The organism is Thermorhabdus hydrogeniformans, from assembly GCF_049310025.1.
Classification (GTDB): Bacteria; Bacillota; Thermosediminibacteria; order Thermosediminibacterales; family Tepidanaerobacteraceae; genus JBJYKD01.
Window position 1 is genome coordinate 1 of the sequence record NZ_JBJYKD010000248.1, and the last position, 247, is coordinate 247.

Annotated in this window: 1 protein-coding gene; it reads left to right on the plus strand. The window is 67.6% G+C overall.

All coding sequences use genetic code 11. The features are described from left to right. Positions 1–247 (plus strand): hypothetical protein (locus ACKX14_RS16305; protein WP_422449476.1); only part of this gene is annotated, 247 nt, incomplete at both ends.

The window sequence follows — 247 nt, forward strand, 5'->3', positions numbered from 1 at the left end:
TGGAAGACGGCCGCCCGATGGTGGGCGCGTCGCGCAAGAGCGCCAACCTGGTCGGCTATTACGAGAACGACGTGTTCAGCGTGCGCCTGGCCTGGAACTACCGCAGCGAGTACGTGAACAGCACGACCGCCCCGGCGCCCACGGCCAACAGCCAGGGCCTGTCGGTGGTGCAGGGCATCACCATGCCCACGGCGCCCACCATCCAGGCGCCGGTGACCAATGTCGCGCTGACCGTCAACTACACCGT